Below are 17,772 nucleotides of genomic sequence, written 5' to 3'. Positions count from 1 at the left end.
GCCATATTCAAGATGAGAGCTCGTACGAAAGTACGGGCTTTTTTCTTTTATATTCTCCAGCGGGGGATGAGAATCCCCGACCGGGGTTCGACAAAACCCGTAGGCCCGTGCAAGCGTAGCGCCGCCGGGCGAAACGTTGTCAGCAGTCTGGGCCCGTATTGCGATACGGGCTGTCACGATTAATTGTTCAGTTTCCCTGCGCTTTGCTCTCTCACGACAGAAGTCGTCTGCCCCGGATTCGCAGCCGGTTCATCCTTTCGCTCTCCCAGCCAGTAATCGGCATTTTTAATTCCCAGTCGAACCGGATCAAACTGTGGATCCAGTCCCTGTGCATTCTGGGTTTCATAATCCTTAAGGCTGACAAAGGCTTTTTTATGTAAAAGTACAATGGCAATAATGTTAAGCCATGCCATCATCCCAACCCCAATATCCCCCAGTCCCCATGCCAGATCCGCGGTGCGGACGGTCCCGTACACGGTGGAAGCCATCAGACATAATTTGAGCAGGAATGTCAGCCAGGGACGGTGAATTTTACGGTTGATGTAGGCGATATTGGTTTCGGCGATATAGTAGTACGCAATAATGGTGGTAAAGGCGAAGAAGAACAGCGCAATGGCAACAAAGTAATTACCAAAGCCCGGCATCATACTTTCCATCGCCGTCTGAACATAGCCAGGACCTGCGGCCACGCCTGCAATCCCCGTATAGAGTGCAGCGCCATCGACGCCCTGAACATTATACAGCCCGGTGATCAGCAGCATAAACCCGGTCGCGGAGCAGACAAACAGCGTATCGATATAAACTGAGAAGGCCTGCACCAGCCCCTGTTTCACCGGATGGCTCACCGCTGCCGCAGATGAAGCATGCGGTCCGGTCCCCTGTGCCGCTTCGTTGGAATAGACGCCGCGCTTAACGCCCCACATAATCGCCTGACCCAGAATCGCGCCAAAGCCCGCTTCAAAGCCAAAAGCACTTTTCCAGATCAGCAGAATAACACCAGGAAGCTCGGTAATATTAATCGCGATAATAACGCAAGCCACAATAATATAGCCGAGTGCCATAAACGGAACGACCATACTGCTAAAACTGGCGATCCTTTTCACACCACCGAAAATAATAAAGCTTAACAGTACGGCAAGTAATGCCGCCGTGACATTGGGATCAAGCCCAAAAGCTATCTCCAGGCTGGCGCCAATCGAGTTTGCTTGAACCCCTGGCATTAATAAACCGCAGGAGAAAATGGTGACGACTGCAAATAACCATGCATACCATTTGACCCCTAATCCTTTTTCGATATAAAAGGCAGGACCGCCACGATATTCACCGTTGATTTTTTCTTTATAAACCTGGCCCAACGTAGATTCCACAAACGCTGAGCTGGCACCCAAAAATGCCACCATCCACATCCAGAAAAGTGCGCCCGGTCCACCGAAGGTGATTGCGGTGGCGACACCAGCAATGTTTCCGGTCCCTACTCGCCCTGCCAGCGTCATCGTCAGTGCCTGGAAAGACGATACCCCTGCATCGGTAGGACGCCCCTGGAACATCAAGGTAATCATATGTTTTATATGACGTAACTGCAAAAAACGACTACGTAATGAGAAATAGAGACCGACACCCAGACATAAGAATATTAACGCCGGGCTCCAGATAACACCGTTAATTGCACCAACCAGTTCGTTCATGTATGACCCTCAACGTGATGTTCCAGGGAAACGGTTCCCCATGGGATTTTCTTGTTAGAATGTTATTTGAATCAGTACGAAACATAGATAATTACCCTCAATACACCAACTTAATTTTTACAACTTAGTAACATTATGTGACAACATTCACGTTTAAATTTGAACGAACAATTAGCGCGATCATGATATTCATGGGTATTTTGTGGATATTATAAATACGCATCACATTTCGCCAGGCGTGATAAAAACCCACCGCTGAAATGAATACCGAAATGATGAATTCCGCACGACAGGCGATCTATTAAAAGATAACCAGGCGCGAGTAGAGCACAGGAATAAAAGAAGCTTCCCGGCAGGATGCCGGGAAGGGATTACTGAAGAAGGGTAAAACGGTAATGTTTTACCTTCAGTCGGAATAGACTTGCAACGTCCGCTGACACAGTGCCGAACGCACGCAATCCTCTTTCGTGAAGCGTACCACCCCAATCATCTCATCTTCCTCAAAACGTGACATCGCGTCGCTCAGTCCGGATTTCACGCCGGATGGCAGGTCACACTGGGTAATGTCGCCGTTAACGATGACCGTCACGTTCTCCCCGAGGCGCGTTAAGAACATCTTCATTTGCGCAGCGGTCACGTTCTGAGCCTCGTCAAGAATGACGACCGCATTTTCAAATGTACGTCCGCGCATATAGGCGAACGGCGCGATTTCCACCTTGCCAATCTCTGGTCGCAGGCAGTACTGCATAAAGGATGCACCCAAACGCTTCACCAGCACGTCATAGACGGGTCTGAAGTACGGGGCAAACTTCTCCGAAATATCGCCGGGCAGGAAGCCGAGATCTTCATCCGCTTGCAGTACCGGACGGGTAACAATAATACGCTCCACGTCCTTATGGATCAGCGCTTCCGCCGCTTTGGCTGCACTGATCCAGGTTTTCCCGCATCCGGCTTCACCGGTTGCAAAGATGAGCTGTTTACTCTCGATAGCATTCAGGTAGTGCGCCTGAGCCTCATTGCGCGCCACAATTGGAGAATGATCACGGCTGTCTCGGGCCATGCCAATTGCTTCTACGCCACTCATCTGCACAAGCGAGGTGACCGATTCTTCTTCACGCTGTTTATGGCTACGTGAGTCCCGTCTCAGCACACGTTTTGCCTCGCGACGAGCTTTGATCACTGCTTTTTGTCTTCCCATGGATAGCACCTTGAGTTGTTGGTATTCATCACACGTGCCAGCGTCGGCACGATTATGCGCACGAACATCAGAGGGTTGGCTTCCTTGTAAGCCATTGCTTGCTTTATCAGATGACGATACAGAACGGCTACGCGCACCAGTCTGCACGTCGGTCGAATCAGATTCTTGAGGAGAGGGGGAGAATTTAGTGGTGAGGAAATCGCTGCCGGAGTCTGAGCCTCCGCGCCGGGTGCTGCGGTTGTTATGTTTACCTTGTCCAGTACAGGACGCAACCATTCGCGATCTCCATAGTGATTCAGCATCACTGCCGGGAACTACCGCTGTCTTATCTTAAGTACATCAGGAGTTATCATAAATGCAACATTTATTTTACCTGATTGCAACTTTTCAGACTGCTCCTGCAGCGGATTCAGTCTTATATAGAAATATTACAGAAATATAACAATATGTTTGTCATAGGAAAAAATAATGTCCCCGCGAACTCTCGCAGGGACAATTATCAGGCTTCAATCAGATCTTGCGCGAGATACGCGTTCCGGTCGCGCACGCCAGGCAGGGCAAAGAAGTAGCCGCCGCCGATGGGTTTTACATACTCTTCCAGCGCTTCGCCGTTTAAGCGCTTCTGCACGGTCAGGAAGCCCTTTTCAAGGTCATGCTGATAGCAGACGAACAGCAGCCCCATATCGAGCTGGCCTGCGTTGGTCACGCCGAGGGAGTAGCTGTAGCCACGACGCATCATCAGGCTGGACTGCGTCTCTTTTGTGCGCGGATTGGCGAGGCGAATATGGCTGTCCAGCGCAATCACATCGCCATTGGGATCGCGGGCATAGTCGGGCACATCATGCTCATGCGTCATACCGAGCGGCGCCCCGCTCTGCTTGTCGCGGCCGAAAATGGTCTGCTGCTCTTTCAGCGGCGTGCGGTCCCAGAACTCCACATGGAACTGGATAATGCGCACCGCCTGGTAGCTGCCGCCGACGGCCCACGCCGGTTCGCCCTGATCCGCCGTCACCCACACCACCTCTTTCATGAGCGCAGCATTGCTGCTGTCCGGGTTGGCCGTGCCGTCCTTAAAGCCCAGCAGGTTAACCGGCGTCTCTTTCCCTTTACTGCGCGCAGCGTGGTCAGAGATAAACCCTTCCCGCTTCCAGCGCACGCTGAGCAGATCCGGGGTGTGCTTGATGATATCGCGCAGGGCGTGGATCACCGTGTCCTGGGTATTGGCGCAAATCTGCAGGAGCAGGTCGCCATGACACAACCCCGCGTCGAGGGAATCGTTTGGAAAACGCGTCATTTTTTGCAGCGCTTTCGGCTTCTGCTTTGTCAGGCCGTAGCGGCCATCAAACAGCGACTCTCCGACCGACACGGTAATGGTCAGGTTATCGGGCGCGATAAACGCCCCGAGAATACCGGAGTCCATTGGCGGCAGGCGCGGATTAGGCGTGTCCGGCGCCGGTCCACCTGCGGTCAGAAACGCAATGCGTGCCGTCAGCAGGCGGAACAGACGTTCCAGATCGGCTTTATCGCTGGCCAGCGAATCAAAGGCCACCAGCATCATGGAGGCCTGCTGCGGCGTCAGAATGCCCGACTGATGATCGCCGTAAAAAGGCTGCGTCTCCATGCGGGCATTGGGGGACAGCGTGCCGGGTGCGCTTTGCGGTTTCGCCGCATGCGCCACCGGGCAGCCGCCTGCAAGGGCAAGCGCGCCACCCAGCGCCCCTACCCCTTTTAACAACCGACGACGGGAAGGTTCTACCTCGTCGAACTTACCATTCTTGTTCATCGTGCTTAGTCCAGACCCAGTACGCCGCGCAGCAGAGAGAGATCTTCCGCCAGGGCGGTAATCGGGCCTTTCAGCGCATTACGGTCGGCGTCGGTCAGCTTATCGTACGTTTCAAATCCGTCTTTGGTGCGGTATTTCGCCAGAATGGTGTCGACTTTTTTGAAGTTGGCATCCACTTTTGCCAGCAGTTCGCTGTTCTCTTTCTGCAGCTGAGGACGCAGCAGATCGACAATTTTCTGCGCACCGTCGACGTTGGCCTGGAAGTCCCAGAGGTCGGTGTGGCTGTAGCGATCTTCTTCACCGCTGATTTTGCTTGCGGCCACTTCTTCAATCAGACCCGCCGCGCCGCCCACCACTTTTGAAGGCGGGAAGGCCAGCTCGCTGATGCGCTTTTGCAGTTCCAGCACGTCGCCGTTCAGCTGTTCGGCGTATTTTTCCATCCCTTTGGTAGTGTTGTCGCCAAACAGGGCTTTCTCCAGACGGTGGAAGCCGGTGAATTTCGGATCGGCGGCCTTCTGCTCGAAATCATCTTCGCGGGCGTCAATGCTGCCATCAAGGTCTGAGAACAGCTCGGCAATCGGCTCGATGCGCTCGTAGTGCTGACGAGCTGGTGCATAAAGGGATTTGGCTTTTTCGATATCACCGGCTTTCACCGCATCGGTAAAGGCTTTCGTGCCCGCCACCAGATCTGCCGTCTCTTTGGTAACGTATGCTTTATAAGCGGTAATCGCGTCACCCAGGCTCAGCACTGCAGCGCCTTTCGCCGCATCCGCCGTCGCTTCACCTTTAACGATCAGCTTACCCTTAGGATTGGTCAGCAGACCGCAGGTCATTTCATACTCGCCCGGCTGCAGGTTGGCAGTCATCTTCTGGCTAAAGCCAGGGGCGATATTTTCACGCTCTTCGACGACCAGTACCCCTTTCAGGATCTCCCACTCCAGCGCCTTCTGGCTGTGGTTCTGAATAATGAACTGGGTTTTACCGCTGTTCACCGTGAGGGTCATCGGCTCGCACTGCTTGTCATTGACGGTCACTTTGACCTGAGGAACATCGGCTCCCCAGGCGGAAAATGCGGAAGCGAACAGCGCGGCAATGCCTGCGCATAACGCACTACGACGGAACTGAATTGCCATGACTCTTCCCTTTAAAAGTATGTTGTAACTAAATCAACTATTACGGCGCGACGCGCGTCGCCTGTGTGCCGGTACGCGGCGGCATCGCAAACAACACCAGCGCCGGCACCAGATAAATAAAGTACATCGCCACTTCGCTCACGCTCGGTGTCTCCTGGTAACCGAAGATACCTTCGAGCAGAGTGCCGGTCAGAGAGTGTGTGGAGAGGACATTGCTGAGATCAAACGCCACGTCCTGGAAGTGGTTCCACAGGCCCGCTTCATGAAAGGCGCGGATCGCCCCAGCCGCCAGCCCCGCGGCGACCAGCAGAATAAACAGGCTGGTCCATTTGAAGAACGCCCCCAGGTTAAGGCGAATACCGCCCCAGTAGAGCAGGAAACCCAGCACAACGGCCGTTGCCAGCCCCAGCACTGCCCCCAGCGGCGGCCAGATGCCTACGTCCTGCTGGAAGGCGGCCAGCAGGAAGAAGACCGATTCCAGCCCTTCACGCGCCACCGCAAAAAAGACCATCATGATCAGCGCCCAGCCGTGATGGTTGCCTTTTTGCAGGGCGTTATCCACCGCCTGCTCCAGCTGGACTTTCACATTGCGGGAGACCTTACGCATCCAGAACACCATCCAGGTCAGGATCACCACCGCAATGACGGCGACAATCCCCTCAAACAGCTCTTGCTCTTTCTGCGGGAACTCGCCGGTGGTTTCGTTGATCAGGATACCCAGGCCCAGACAGAGCGCCGCGGCGAGGAACACGCCAATCCACATGACGCCAATCCAGCGTCCGCGCTGGGTTCGCTTCAGATAACTGGCGATAAGGCTGACAATCAGAGCCGCTTCGAGCCCTTCACGTAACATAATGAGAAATGGAACAAACATGCCGACACCTTAAATGTTTATCGCGGTCAACTGATGCAAAGAAAGGTAAATTCTTGTGATAGTGATTATCATTACGTCGAGAAGAAAAACAAGCGAAATGTGGGATGTTTTGATGACGAGTTGTAAACGCGAAGCCTGATAATAGTTGTCAACGTAATCATTACGTTTATAAGTTATAACGAAAATGCCCGTTTACGGTTAATCAGCGCTGTGGCTAAATATCTGCCTCGAAAACCAAGTGAAAATAAACCATGTTTAAGATTATCCATTTCCTGCTGGCGCTGGTGATTATTCTTGCGCTCGCCTGGCTGGTGAGTTTCGACCGCCGAAAAATTCGCATTCGTTATGTTTTACAGCTGATTGTTATTGAAATTGCCCTGGCGTTCTTTTTCCTGCACGCCGAAAGTGGGTTATTCCTGATTAAATACGTTTCCGGCTTCTTTGAATCCCTGCTCAAATTTGCTGGCGAAGGCACCAATTTTGTCTTTGGCGGAATGGGTGAAAAAGGGCTGGCGTTCATTTTCCTTGGCGTGCTTTGCCCGATTATTTTTATTTCCGCATTGATTGGTATTCTCCAGCACTGGCGGATCCTGCCGATTTTTATTCGGGTTATCGGGACGCTGCTGTCAAAACTGAACGGTATGGGCAAGCTGGAATCGTTTAACGCGGTGAGCTCGCTGATCCTCGGCCAGTCGGAAAACTTCATTGCCTACAAAGGCGTGCTGGGGGATCTCTCCTCGCGCCGTCTGTTCACCATGGCTGCGACCGCCATGTCGACCGTTTCCCTGTCGATTGTCGGCGCATATATGACCATGCTTGACGCCAAATTTGTCGTTGCGGCGCTGATCCTGAACATGTTCAGCACCTTCATTATTCTCTCCGTCATTAATCCGGTGCGTCCGGAAGCGGAGCCGGATATCAAGCTGGAAAAACTGCATGAATCCCAGAGCTTCTTCGAAATGCTCGGGGAGTATATTCTGGCCGGTTTTAAGGTAGCGATGATTATTCTGGCGATGCTGATTGGCTTTATCGCGCTTATTAGCGCCGTTAACGCCCTCTTCTCCAGCGTATTCGGCATGAGCTTCCAGCAGATTTTGGGTTATGTGTTTTATCCGCTGGCGTGGCTCATCGGTATTCCGCTGAGTGATGCGCTCAACGCCGGCAGTATTATGGCAACCAAGCTGGTGGCAAATGAATTTGTGGCGATGATTGAGCTGCAAAAAATTGCCCATCAGATGTCACCGCGCGGGTTGGGCATTTTATCCGTCTTCCTGGTGTCGTTCGCTAACTTCGCGTCTATTGGTATCGTCGCAGGCGCCATCAAGGGCCTGAACGAGCGGCAGGGGAACGTGGTTTCGCGGTTTGGTCTGCGCCTGGTGTACGGCGCGACGCTGGTGAGCCTGCTGTCGGCGAGCTTTGCGGGATTAGTGTTGTAAGTTTTGTGCGGTTTGTGCCCGGTGGCGGCTACGCCTTACCGGGCCTACAAAACTATCCCGCCATTTTGCTTAAAACTGCACGCACACCGGCTGATCGACCCGCATCACCGACTCCTGCGCGAAGCGAGATTTATAAATCCCGCGCAACGCTTCGATATTCTTCTCGCTCTGCGCGTCTTTACCGTGGATCAGCATCAACGCTTTGCTCGGCTCGCGCGCCACTTTCCCGTCATTCCCCAGCCACTGGCCACGTGCATCAAACACCGTTAAGCCGTCCCGAAAGCGCGGCGTCACGTCCTGGTCAACAAACTGCTGCCACTCGTTGCCGGTGATCTGCGCTCCGGCCGGACGATTCAGTCCGAAATAAAGCGTGGTTTGCTGCATCTGGTTATCTGCTTTGCAGGTCTCCATTGCCGAGTGTTGCGCGGGTGCGTTGCAGCCTGCGAGCATCAATAATGCCGCCGCCATAAGCCCTGTTTTGATGGTCATTGTTCGCTATCCTCATTGTTATAAGTGCAGCGATATCAACGTAATTTACGCATTTTGGCAAGAAAAAAGCCGGGTCGCGCTAGCGCTTACCCGGCTTACAGGAGGGAATAGGTTTTTTTACTCAGCCTGAAGCTTCGTCGGTGGTGCAGTGTGGTAGTGCGCGTCCGCTTCCGCAAAGCGTTTCTGCATGGAGGCAGACGGTGCTTTACCCAGCAGGCTGAACACCACAATACCGATGCTGCCGAAGATGAAGCCCGGGATGATTTCGTACAGACCCAGCCACGCGAACTGCTTCCAGACGATAACGGTCACCGCTCCGATGATCATCCCCGCCAGCGCGCCGTTGCGGGTCATACGTGACCACAGAACGGAGAACAGAACCACCGGACCAAACGCCGCACCAAAGCCCGCCCACGCATAGCTCACAAGACCCAGAACGCGGTTATCAGGATTGGCCGCCAGCGCGATGGCAATCAGCGCCACTAATAGCACCATAAAGCGCCCGACCCATACCAGCTCTTTCTGGCTCGCACCTTTACGCAGGAAAGCTTTGTAGAGATCTTCGGTAATCGCACTGGAGCAGACCAGCAGCTGGCAGCTCAGAGTCGACATCACCGCCGCCAGAATTGCGGAGAGCAGAATACCGGCAATCCACGGGTTGAACAGAATGCCCGCCAGTTCGATGAACACACGCTCGGCATTCTGGTTTACTGCACCTGCCTGCGCCGGGTTATTGTTGAAGTAAGCGATGCCGAAGAAGCCAACCGCACAGGCACCCGCCAGACAGAGGATCATCCACGTCATACTGATACGACGGGCATGAACAATCGTGTGGTGAGAGTCAGCGGCCATAAAGCGCGCCAGAATGTGCGGCTGACCAAAGTAGCCCAGACCCCAGCCCATCAGAGAGACGATGGCCACGAAGTTCAGCCCTTTCAGCATGTCGACGTTTTCAATGCTCTTCTGCTTGATCACTTCCAGCGATTCACCGAAGCCGCCAACGGTGAAAATCACAATCACCGGGGTCAGGATCAGGGCGAAGATCATCAGGCTCGCCTGCACGGTGTCGGTCCAGCTTACCGCCAGGAATCCGCCCACGAAGGTATAGAGAATGGTCGCCGCGGCACCTGCCCACAGCGCGGTTTCATAGCTCATGCCGAAGGTGCTCTCAAACAGACGCGCGCCCGCCACGATGCCGGAAGCACAGTAGATGGTGAAGAACAGCAGAATCACCACCGCGGAGATAATGCGCAGAATGCGGCTGTTATCTTCAAAACGTCCGGTGAAGTAATCCGGCAGCGTCAGGGCATTGTTGTTCGCTTCGGTATGCACGCGCAGACGGCCTGCTACCAGCTTCCAGTTGATCCACGCCCCAAGGGTCAGGCCGATGGCAATCCAGCTTTCAGAGATACCGGAGATGAAAATCGCGCCCGGTAACCCCATCAGCAGCCAGCCGCTCATATCGGATGCGCCCGCAGACAGCGCGGTCACCATCGGGCCTAAACTGCGGCCGCCGAGAATGTAGTCGTCAAAGTTCTTTGTTGAACGCCATGCCAAAAACCCTATCAGGATCATGCCAAAAATATAAACGAGAAATGTCACCAGCATCGGTGTGCTAATAGCCATTCAAATTCTCCAAAATGTCGAGCGACAACCGTCCGGGTTGCCTTGTTATGTCATCACCGGAACGTAGTGATGTGTGTATGTGTTTCCATTGGGCGCGCTATCCTGCCGTATGCGCATCCCGCTGACAAACGATTTAACACTGCATTTACATCAAATTCATCCCCGGTTTGATACGAGTTTCCTATAGGTTGCACTCGCTCACACTTATACGGGTTGCACCTTTTAAAAGTGTTAAGTACCGCATAAAAACAGGCTTCTCATGCAGAAGCCAGCGCTTTTTTCCAGCTAACCAATCATTAACAATCCATTCATTTTCTGGGTTGCAAACCAGGTCACATTTAACACGGTTGCACAAAGTTGCAACATGGTGGATATTTCATGCCATCTACAAAACGCGATTACAGAACAACAGGAGTTTTGGCATGGGGATGACCACCATGGGGGTTAAGCTGGATGACGCTACCCGCGAACGGATTAAAACCGCAGCGACCCGCATTGACCGCACACCGCACTGGTTAATCAAGCAGGCGATTTTTAACTATCTGGAAAGACTGGAGAGCGACGAAGGCCTGCCAGAACTGCCTGCCCTGCTGGCGGGTGCCGCCAATGAAAGCGAGGATGCACCCGCCGCTGGTGACGAAAGCCACCAGCCGTTCCTCGAATTCGCCGAGCAGATCCTGCCGCAGTCCGTCAGCCGTGCCGCCATTACCGGCGCTTACCGTCGTGCCGAAACCGACGCCGTGCCGATGCTGCTGGAGCAGGCCCGCCTGCCGGAAGCCATTGCCGCCCAGGCGCACAGCCTGGCGTATCAGCTGGCCGACAAGCTGCGCAACCAAAAAACCGCCACCGGCCGCGCCGGGATGGTGCAGGGTCTGCTGCAGGAGTTTTCCCTCTCTTCACAGGAAGGCGTGGCGCTGATGTGTCTGGCGGAAGCGCTGCTGCGTATTCCGGATAAAGCCACCCGCGACGCGTTGATCCGCGACAAGATCAGCAACGGCAACTGGCATTCGCACATTGGCCGCAGCCCGTCCCTGTTCGTTAACGCCGCCACCTGGGGCCTGCTGTTTACCGGCAAACTGGTCTCAACCCATAACGAAGCCAACCTGTCACGCTCTTTGAACCGCATCATCGGTAAGAGCGGCGAGCCGCTGATCCGCAAAGGCGTGGACATGGCGATGCGCCTGATGGGCGAGCAGTTCGTGACCGGCGAAACCATTGCCGAAGCGCTGGCGAACGCCCGCAAGCTGGAAGACAAAGGTTTCCGCTACTCGTATGACATGCTCGGTGAAGCGGCCCTGACTGCCGCCGACGCGCAGGCCTACATGGTCTCTTATCAGCAGGCGATCCACGCCATCGGTAAAGCCTCTAACGGCCGCGGTATTTATGAAGGTCCGGGTATCTCTATCAAACTGTCCGCCCTGCACCCGCGCTACAGCCGCGCGCAGTACGACCGCGTGATGGAGGAGCTTTACCCGCGCCTGAAGTCCCTGACCCTGCTGGCGCGCCAGTATGACATCGGCATCAATATCGACGCCGAAGAGGCCGACCGTCTGGAGATCTCCCTCGATCTGCTGGAAAAACTGTGCTTCGAGCCAGAGCTGGCGGGCTGGAACGGCATTGGCTTCGTTATCCAGGCGTACCAGAAACGCTGCCCGTTCGTCATTGATTATCTGATTGACCTGGCAAGCCGCAGCCGTCGCCGCCTGATGATCCGCCTGGTGAAAGGCGCCTACTGGGACAGCGAAATCAAACGCGCCCAGATGGAAGGTCTGGAAGGCTATCCGGTCTATACCCGTAAGGTCTACACCGACGTCTCTTACCTCGCCTGTGCGAAAAAACTGCTCGGCGTGCCGAACCTGATCTACCCGCAGTTTGCTACTCATAACGCCCACACCCTGGCGGCAATCTACAGCCTGGCGGGTCAAAACTATTATCCTGGCCAGTACGAGTTCCAGTGCCTGCACGGCATGGGTGAACCGCTGTACGAGCAGGTGACCGGTAAGGTAGCGGATGGCAAGCTGAACCGCCCATGCCGCATTTATGCGCCGGTAGGTACGCACGAAACGCTGCTGGCGTACCTGGTGCGTCGTCTGCTGGAAAACGGCGCGAATACCTCCTTCGTAAACCGCATCGCCGACACCACGCTGCCGCTCGACGAGCTGGTGGCCGATCCGGTGCAGGCCGTTGAGAAGATGGCGGCCCAGGAAGGTCAGATTGGTCTGCCGCATCCGAAGATTGCCCTGCCGCGCGAGCTGTATGGCGCAGGCCGCGTCAACTCTGCGGGTCTGGACCTGGCGAACGAACATCGTCTGGCGTCCCTCTCCTCTGCCCTGCTCAACAGCGCGCTGCAGAAATGGCAGGCGAAACCGATCCTTGAGCAGTCCGTCGAGGACGGTGAGATGCAGCCGGTTATCAACCCGGCAGAGCCAAAAGATATCGTCGGCTATGTACGCGAAGCCACCGAAGCGGAAGTGGATCAGGCGCTGGACAGTGCGGTCAACAACGCGCCAATCTGGTTTGCCACCCCGCCGCAGGAGCGTGCCGCCATTCTGGAGCGTGCTGCCGTGCTGATGGAAGATCAGATGCAGTCGCTTATCGGCATTCTGGTGCGTGAAGCGGGTAAAACCTTCAGCAACGCTATCGCCGAAGTGCGTGAGGCCGTGGACTTCCTGCACTACTACGCGGGTCAGGTGCGCGATGATTTCGATAACGAAACCCACCGTCCGCTCGGACCGGTCGTGTGTATCAGCCCGTGGAACTTCCCGCTGGCTATTTTTACCGGCCAGATTGCCGCCGCCCTTGCCGCAGGTAACAGCGTGCTGGCCAAACCGGCAGAGCAGACCCCGCTGATTGCCGCGCAGGGCATCAACATTCTTCTGGAAGCCGGCGTACCTGCGGGCGTGGTCCAGCTGCTGCCAGGCCGCGGCGAAACGGTCGGCGCTAAACTGACCTCCGATAACCGCGTACGCGGCGTGATGTTTACCGGCTCGACCGAAGTTGCCTCTCTGCTACAGCGCAACATTGCTACCCGTCTGGATGCGCAGGGTCGTCCTACCCCGCTCATCGCGGAAACCGGCGGCATGAACGCCATGATCGTTGACTCCTCTGCCCTCACCGAACAGGTGGTGGTCGACGTGCTGGCCTCCGCGTTCGACAGCGCCGGTCAACGCTGCTCCGCCCTGCGCGTACTGTGCCTGCAGGATGACGTGGCCGACCACACGCTGAAGATGCTGCGCGGCGCGATGGCCGAATGCCGTATGGGCAACCCGGGGCGTCTCACCACCGACATCGGCCCGGTGATTGACGCGGAAGCTAAAGCCAATATCGAAAACCACATCCAGACCATGCGCGCCAAAGGCCGTCCGGTGTTCCAGGCGGTGCGTGAGAACAGCGAAGATGCCCGCGAGTGGCAGACCGGCACCTTCGTGCCGCCAACGCTGATTGAGCTGGCAAGCTTCGACGAGCTGAAAAAAGAGGTCTTCGGTCCGGTGCTGCACGTGGTGCGTTACAACCGTAACAACCTTAATGAACTGATCGATCAGATCAACGCCTCCGGCTATGGCCTGACGCTAGGCGTACACACCCGTATCGACGAAACCATCGCGCAGGTGACCGGCAGTGCCAAAGTGGGCAACCTGTACGTTAACCGCAACATGGTCGGCGCGGTCGTGGGCGTACAGCCGTTCGGCGGTGAAGGTTTGTCCGGCACCGGTCCGAAAGCGGGCGGTCCGCTTTACCTGTACCGTCTGCTGGCGAACCGTCCAGAGAACGCGCTGGGCGTGACGCTGGCACGTCAGGACGCAGACTATCCGGTCGACGCGCAGCTGAAAACCGTGCTGACGCAGCCGCTTGAAGCGCTGATCGCCTGGGCGGAAAAACGACCTGAACTGCGTGCCATTGCGCAGCAGTACGGCGAGCTGGCGCAGGCTGGCACGCAGCGTCTGCTTCCGGGTCCAACCGGCGAGCGCAACACCTGGACGCTGATGCCGCGCGAGCACGTACTCTGCGTAGCGGATAACGAGCAGGATGCGCTGGTACAGCTGGCTGCCGCGATGGCAACCGGATGTGGAGTGCTGTGGCCGGAAGATGCGCTGCATCGCGACCTGGCAAAACAGCTGCCAAAAGCCGTTTCAGCCCGCATTCGCTTTGCGAAGGCCGATGCGCTGCTGACGCAGCCGTTTGACGCCGTGATTTATCACGGTGATTCCGACCAGCTGCGCGAACTGTGCGAACAGGTGGCGGCCCGCAGCGGGGCGATTGTTTCGGTACAGGGCTTTGCGCGTGGGGAAACCAACCTGCTGCTGGAGCGTCTGTACGTGGAGCGTTCACTCAGCGTCAACACCGCGGCGGCGGGCGGTAACGCCAGCCTGATGACCATCGGTTAATCGTGTAAACTCTCCCCGGTGGCGCTACGCTTACCGGGGCTACTAAGAATCGTAGGCCGGATATGCATAGCGCATCCGGCTTTTTTTTACACGGAGGGGATGATGAAAAGAGTATTTCTCGCAGGTGCCGCACTGCTGTTGAGCACCAGCGCGCTGGCCAACGAGTGCGACAACGCCACCACCCAGCTTGAACTGAACACCTGTAGCGCGCAGCAGTACCAGGCGGCGGATAAGAAGCTCAACGCGACGTATCAGGCCACTATCAAACGTGCGGCAGCCCCCCAGCGTGACCTGCTAAAAAAAGCGCAGCAGGCGTGGATTACCCTGCGGGATGCAGACTGCACGTTTATAGGTTCGGGTACGGAAGGTGGAAGCATTCAGCCAATGATTGTCAATCAGTGTCTGGCAGAGAAAACCGCGGAGCGAGAAGCGTTTCTGGCCTCGCTGATGCAATGTGAAGAGGGCGATTTAAGCTGCCCTCTCCCGCCGGGAAACTAACGCACGCGGATCCCTTCGATAATCATCCGCTGTACGTTTTCCAGGGTGCTGTGGAAAAACGCTTCATCCTGGAGCGTTTTCCCGGTCACCGCCTCGACCTGGGCCGCAAAGTCAGCGTAATGCTGGGTGGCGGCCCAAATCATAAAGATCAAATGCTGCGGATCGACCGGCGCCAGCTTGCCGCTGGCGACCCAGCCGGCAATAATCGCCGACTTATCGTCCACCAGCTGCTTTAAATCCCCCGTCAGCTCAGCCTGCAATAGCGGCGCGCCCTGCAGCATCTCAAGACAAAACAGGCGCGACGCCTGCGGGTAATCGCGTGACACCTCCAGCTTCAGGCGGATGTACTCTTTGATCGCCACCAGCGGGGCCAACTCTGCGCGGAACGCTTTCAGGGGCGCCAGCCAGATATCGAGGATCTGCTGCATCACCGCCACATAGAGCGCCTCTTTCGACGGGTAGTAGTAGAGCAGATTGGTTTTGGAAACCCCGGACTGCTCCGCTACCTGCTCCAGCCGCGTGCCGTGAATGCCAAACTGTGAAAACGTCTCCAGCGCCGCGCTGAGAATAGCCTGCTTCTTGGCGCTGACTGCCTGTGACCGTTTACCTGGTGTTTTCACTGCGCCTTGTGTCATTCCCGCTCTCCTTATTCTGCGTTGCCCTCAGCATAGCAAAACCCCCGTCTCGCCACGACATTCTGCACTCCCATCGCGCATGAATGCCTGTTTTCTGTGCAATGTTTTTGACCAGTTAGTCCACTTTTGACCGCATCAATACGCCAACCTTCGATTAACACATTAATAACAAAGTCATTTTCAAAACTGGCACTCCCTTTGCAAAAACGCCAGTACCTGCAACGTAGTGAAGAGAGGTTCGTGATGAAAATTGGCGTATTTGTACCTATCGGCAACAACGGCTGGCTTATCTCGACCACTGCCCCGCAATACATGCCGACCTTTGAGCTGAATAAAGCCATCGTGCAAAAAGCGGAGCACTACCATTTCGACTTTGCACTTTCGATGATCAAGCTGCGCGGCTTTGGCGGCAAAACCGAATTCTGGGATCACAACCTGGAGTCCTTCACCCTGATGGCAGGACTGGCCGCGGTCACCTCGCGGATTCAGATCTACGCTACCGCCGCCACGCTCACCCTGCCACCGGCGATCGTCGCGCGCATGGCCTCAACCATCGACTCGATCTCCGGAGGACGCTTTGGCGTGAACCTGGTGACCGGCTGGCAAAAGCCGGAGTACGAGCAGATGGGGCTCTGGCCGGGTGACGATTACTTCTCGCGTCGCTACGACTACCTGACCGAATACGTGCAGGTCCTGCGCGATCTCTGGGGCACCGGCAAAAGCGATTTCAAAGGTGACTTCTTCACCATGAACGACTGCCGCGTCAGCCCGCAACCGTCGGTGCCGATGAAAGTGATCTGCGCCGGGCAGAGCGACGCGGGGATGGAATTCTCCGCCAAATACGCCGACTTTAACTTCTGCTTCGGGAAAGGCGTTAACACCCCTGCCGCTTTCGCCCCCACCGCGGCGCGCATGAAAGAGGCTGCCGACAAAACCGGGCGCGACGTGGGCTCCTACGTGCTGTTTATGGTGATTGCCGACGAAACCGACGAGGCCGCACGCGCGAAATGGGAGTGTTACAAGGACGGTGCTGACGAGGAGGCCCTGAGCTGGCTTACCGAGCAGAGCCAGAAAGATACCCGTTCCGGCGCAGACACCAACGTCCGCCAGATGGCTGACCCCACCTCCGCCGTCAATATCAATATGGGCACGCTGGTTGGATCCTATGCCAGCGTTGCCAGAATGCTCGACGAAGTCGCCGCCGTACCCGGCGCAGAGGGCGTTCTGCTGACCTTCGATGATTTCCTCACCGGTGTGGAAACCTTCGGCGAGCGCATCCAGCCGCTGATGCAATGCCGCGCCCACATTCCTGCCGTCACGAAGGAGGTTGCGTAATGACGACCTTAAACGCTCGCCCGGAAGCCATCACCTTTGCGCCGCAGCAGAGCGCGCTGATCGTGGTGGACATGCAAAACGCCTACGCCAGTAAAGGGGGTTATCTGGATCTGGCGGGGTTCGACGTCTCCGCCACGCAGCCGGTCATTGCGAACATCAACACCGCCGTCAGCGCCGCACGGGAAGCCGGCATGCTCATCGTCTGGTTCCAGAACGGCTGGGACGACCAGTACGTGGAGGCCGGTGGCCCCGGCTCGCCCAACTTCCACAAGTCCAACGCCCTGAAAACGATGCGCAAAAACCCTGAACTGCAGGGCAAGCTGCTGGCAAAAGGCGGCTGGGATTATCAGCTGGTGGACGAGCTGGTCCCGCAGGCAGGTGATATTGTCTTGCCCAAACCGCGCTACAGCGGCTTTTTCAACACCCCGCTCGACAGCCTGCTGCGCAGCCGGGGCATTCGTCACCTGGTCTTTACCGGCATCGCCACCAACGTTTGTGTGGAGTCGACCCTGCGCGACGGCTTTTTCCTTGAGTATTTTGGCGTGGTGCTGGAAGACGCGACCCATCAGGCCGGGCCGGAATTCGCGCAGAAAGCGGCCCTGTTCAATATCGAAACCTTTTTTGGCTGGGTGAGTAACGTCGCAGCGTTCTGCGATGCCCTGAATCCGCCGCTCGCCCGTATCGCCTGAGGAGAA

General features: G+C 56.1%; 13 protein-coding genes. 5 read left to right on the top strand and 8 right to left on the bottom strand.

What is annotated here, in order from left to right; translation table 11 throughout:
* Window positions 1–179: 179 nt before the first annotated feature.
* The 5 genes from ACOTYN_RS16795 to efeU form a co-directional block, all read right to left on the bottom strand.
* On the bottom strand, window positions 180–1,685 hold the full coding sequence (locus ACOTYN_RS16795; protein ID WP_023332665.1) for an alanine/glycine:cation symporter family protein: 1,506 nt from the start codon (window positions 1,683–1,685) through the stop codon (window positions 180–182).
* Between the two features lie 406 nt (window positions 1,686–2,091).
* Window positions 2,092–2,883, bottom strand: coding sequence for a phosphate starvation-inducible protein PhoH (gene phoH / locus ACOTYN_RS16790; RefSeq protein WP_014883322.1), 792 nt, complete (start codon window positions 2,881–2,883; stop codon window positions 2,092–2,094).
* A gap of 499 nt (window positions 2,884–3,382) precedes the next feature.
* Window positions 3,383–4,666, bottom strand: coding sequence for an iron uptake transporter deferrochelatase/peroxidase subunit (gene efeB, locus ACOTYN_RS16785; protein ID WP_014883320.1), 1,284 nt, complete (start codon window positions 4,664–4,666; stop codon window positions 3,383–3,385).
* A 5-nt stretch (window positions 4,667–4,671) separates the two neighbouring features.
* The gene (efeO, locus tag ACOTYN_RS16780) at window positions 4,672–5,799 is read right to left on the bottom strand and encodes an iron uptake system protein EfeO (RefSeq protein WP_023337074.1); all 1,128 of its coding nucleotides are present in this window, start codon (window positions 5,797–5,799) and stop codon (window positions 4,672–4,674) included.
* A 40-nt stretch (window positions 5,800–5,839) separates the two neighbouring features.
* Complete coding sequence (gene efeU / locus ACOTYN_RS16775) at window positions 5,840–6,673, bottom strand: iron uptake transporter permease EfeU (protein WP_014883318.1); 834 nt, start codon at window positions 6,671–6,673, stop codon at window positions 5,840–5,842.
* Window positions 6,674–6,924: 251 nt separating this feature from the next.
* Here efeU and ACOTYN_RS16770 point away from each other — a divergent pair, with 251 nt between their 5' ends.
* The gene (locus tag ACOTYN_RS16770; protein WP_014883317.1) at window positions 6,925–8,109 is read left to right on the top strand and encodes a NupC/NupG family nucleoside CNT transporter; all 1,185 of its coding nucleotides are present in this window, start codon (window positions 6,925–6,927) and stop codon (window positions 8,107–8,109) included.
* 69 nt (window positions 8,110–8,178) lie between these two features.
* Here the strand turns inward: ACOTYN_RS16770 and ACOTYN_RS16765 are convergent, their stop codons facing one another.
* Together ACOTYN_RS16765 and putP are read right to left on the bottom strand one after the other, a co-directional pair.
* The gene (locus tag ACOTYN_RS16765; protein WP_071922395.1) at window positions 8,179–8,598 is read right to left on the bottom strand and encodes a DUF3574 domain-containing protein; all 420 of its coding nucleotides are present in this window, start codon (window positions 8,596–8,598) and stop codon (window positions 8,179–8,181) included.
* Window positions 8,599–8,715: 117 nt separating this feature from the next.
* Complete coding sequence (putP, locus tag ACOTYN_RS16760) at window positions 8,716–10,224, bottom strand: sodium/proline symporter PutP (protein WP_014883315.1); 1,509 nt, start codon at window positions 10,222–10,224, stop codon at window positions 8,716–8,718.
* A 422-nt stretch (window positions 10,225–10,646) separates the two neighbouring features.
* Between putP and putA the strand changes: the two genes are divergently transcribed.
* Window positions 10,647–14,609: a trifunctional transcriptional regulator/proline dehydrogenase/L-glutamate gamma-semialdehyde dehydrogenase gene (gene putA / locus ACOTYN_RS16755; RefSeq protein ID WP_332957185.1), complete on the top strand. Its 3,963-nt coding sequence runs from the start codon at window positions 10,647–10,649 to the stop codon at window positions 14,607–14,609.
* Window positions 14,610–14,711: 102 nt separating this feature from the next.
* Window positions 14,712–15,107 (top strand): lysozyme inhibitor LprI family protein, encoded by a 396-nt coding sequence (locus tag ACOTYN_RS16750; protein ID WP_071922396.1) that lies wholly within the window; start codon window positions 14,712–14,714, stop codon window positions 15,105–15,107.
* Here ACOTYN_RS16750 and rutR read toward each other — a convergent pair.
* The gene (rutR, locus tag ACOTYN_RS16745) at window positions 15,104–15,742 is read right to left on the bottom strand and encodes an HTH-type transcriptional regulator RutR (RefSeq protein ID WP_014883312.1); all 639 of its coding nucleotides are present in this window, start codon (window positions 15,740–15,742) and stop codon (window positions 15,104–15,106) included. The genes ACOTYN_RS16750 and rutR overlap by 4 nt on opposite strands.
* Window positions 15,743–15,985: 243 nt before the next feature.
* On the opposite strand from rutR, the gene rutA reads away from it, so the two are divergent.
* Together rutA and rutB are read left to right on the top strand one after the other, a co-directional pair.
* Window positions 15,986–17,077: a pyrimidine utilization protein A gene (gene rutA / locus ACOTYN_RS16740; protein WP_014883311.1), complete on the top strand. Its 1,092-nt coding sequence runs from the start codon at window positions 15,986–15,988 to the stop codon at window positions 17,075–17,077.
* Window positions 17,077–17,766: a pyrimidine utilization protein B gene (gene rutB / locus ACOTYN_RS16735; RefSeq protein WP_014883310.1), complete on the top strand. Its 690-nt coding sequence runs from the start codon at window positions 17,077–17,079 to the stop codon at window positions 17,764–17,766. The genes rutA and rutB overlap by 1 nt, the downstream gene beginning before the upstream one ends.
* Window positions 17,767–17,772: the final 6 nt, after the last annotated feature.

The sequence above is a fragment of the Enterobacter cloacae complex sp. IR5458 genome (assembly GCF_049238025.1).
Taxonomy (GTDB): Bacteria; Pseudomonadota; Gammaproteobacteria; order Enterobacterales; family Enterobacteriaceae; genus Enterobacter; species Enterobacter kobei.
Note: the sequence above shows the minus strand (reverse complement) of the source record. Positions and strands in the feature narration are given on the sequence as shown.

What these genes read in the sequence shown, in the direction of transcription:
- putA (WP_332957185.1), top strand. Translation starts at nt 10,647, where the DNA reads ATGGGGATGACCACCATGGGGGTTAAGCTGGATGACGCTACCCGCGAA.
- rutR (WP_014883312.1), bottom strand. Translation starts at nt 15,742, where the DNA reads ATGACACAAGGCGCAGTGAAAACACCAGGTAAACGGTCACAGGCAGTC.
- efeU (WP_014883318.1), bottom strand. Translation starts at nt 6,673, where the DNA reads ATGTTTGTTCCATTTCTCATTATGTTACGTGAAGGGCTCGAAGCGGCT.
- rutB (WP_014883310.1), top strand. Translation starts at nt 17,077, where the DNA reads ATGACGACCTTAAACGCTCGCCCGGAAGCCATCACCTTTGCGCCGCAG.
- ACOTYN_RS16765 (WP_071922395.1), bottom strand. Translation starts at nt 8,598, where the DNA reads ATGACCATCAAAACAGGGCTTATGGCGGCGGCATTATTGATGCTCGCA.
- efeB (WP_014883320.1), bottom strand. Translation starts at nt 4,666, where the DNA reads ATGAACAAGAATGGTAAGTTCGACGAGGTAGAACCTTCCCGTCGTCGG.
- efeO (WP_023337074.1), bottom strand. Translation starts at nt 5,799, where the DNA reads ATGGCAATTCAGTTCCGTCGTAGTGCGTTATGCGCAGGCATTGCCGCG.
- phoH (WP_014883322.1), bottom strand. Translation starts at nt 2,883, where the DNA reads ATGGGAAGACAAAAAGCAGTGATCAAAGCTCGTCGCGAGGCAAAACGT.
- putP (WP_014883315.1), bottom strand. Translation starts at nt 10,224, where the DNA reads ATGGCTATTAGCACACCGATGCTGGTGACATTTCTCGTTTATATTTTT.
- ACOTYN_RS16795 (WP_023332665.1), bottom strand. Translation starts at nt 1,685, where the DNA reads ATGAACGAACTGGTTGGTGCAATTAACGGTGTTATCTGGAGCCCGGCG.
- rutA (WP_014883311.1), top strand. Translation starts at nt 15,986, where the DNA reads ATGAAAATTGGCGTATTTGTACCTATCGGCAACAACGGCTGGCTTATC.
- ACOTYN_RS16750 (WP_071922396.1), top strand. Translation starts at nt 14,712, where the DNA reads ATGAAAAGAGTATTTCTCGCAGGTGCCGCACTGCTGTTGAGCACCAGC.
- ACOTYN_RS16770 (WP_014883317.1), top strand. Translation starts at nt 6,925, where the DNA reads ATGTTTAAGATTATCCATTTCCTGCTGGCGCTGGTGATTATTCTTGCG.